A 1050-nucleotide genomic window follows, 5' to 3' on the forward strand; every position below is an offset into this window, starting at 1 on the left:
CGGTCATCGTGCCGGATAATGCTTCTACGGTTGCGTCCCTTAGTGTGGTGTAACGCTTGCTGATGGTGGGCCCTGGAAAATGCAGGGGCGGCCATCGTCAGTAGCCTTTCGACTCAACTACCACATCTCACCGAAAGGAACATGACGATGACCGCTGATCCGCATTCTATCGACCCAACAACCTATCTGGATGATCTGCTCGCTCAAGCCTCTCCGGATTTGATGCGCCAGATGCTGCAAGGGTTTATCAACCAAATCCTCTCCGCCCAGGCCGACACTGTCTGCGGCGCCGAATACGGCGTCGCCTCCACCGAGCGGGTCAACCATCGCAACGGGTATCGCCACCGCGACCTTGACACCCGTGTCGGCACGATCGACGTAGCAGTGCCGAAGCTGCGCCACGGAGCGTTCTTCCCAGAATGGCTGTTAGAGCGACGCTCACGAGCAGAACGAGCCTTATCGACCGTGATTGCCACCTGCTATCTCAAAGGGGTCTCCACCCGCAGGATGAACGATCTGGTGGCCACACTTGGCATTTCCAACCTGTCGAAATCGCAAGTCTCGCGGATGTCGGAAGAACTCGACGAGATGGTCGCAGACTTCAGAAATCGCCCCCTGGACCCCGGCGGGTACGCCTACCTGTCCTGCGACGCACTGACGATCAAAGTGCGCGAAGGCGGCCGGGTGGTCAAATGCTCAGTGCTGCTTGCCACCGGTGTCAACGCCGATGGCTACCGGGAAATGCTCGGCATGCACGTCGCCACTGCGGAATCCAACGCATCGTGGAAAGGCTTCTTCCAAGACCTCAAAGCCCGCGGACTTCGTGGTGTCTTCCTTGTCACCAGTGATGCCCACGAAGGCATCCAGCATGCCATTTCCGAAGTGCTGCCCGATGCCTCCTGGCAGCGGTGCCGCACCCACTTTGCCAAAAACCTCTACGAGAAAGTCCCCAAAATGCAGTGGCCGATGGTCTTAAGCGATGTTCCAGACGATCTTCCAACAACCGGATGAGGAATCAACCTGGGCGCAAGCCCGTGAAGTTGTTGACTT

At 58.0% G+C, this 1050-nt stretch carries 1 pseudogene; it reads left to right on the forward strand.

Going from position 1 to position 1050, the window contains the following annotated elements:
* Window positions 1-147: 147 nt before the first annotated feature.
* Window positions 148-1050, forward strand: a pseudogene (locus HMPREF3145_RS00300) (IS256 family transposase); the annotation flags it as partial.

Source organism: Corynebacterium sp. HMSC05C01 (assembly GCF_001807155.1).
GTDB classification, from domain to species: domain Bacteria; phylum Actinomycetota; class Actinomycetes; order Mycobacteriales; family Mycobacteriaceae; genus Corynebacterium; species Corynebacterium coyleae.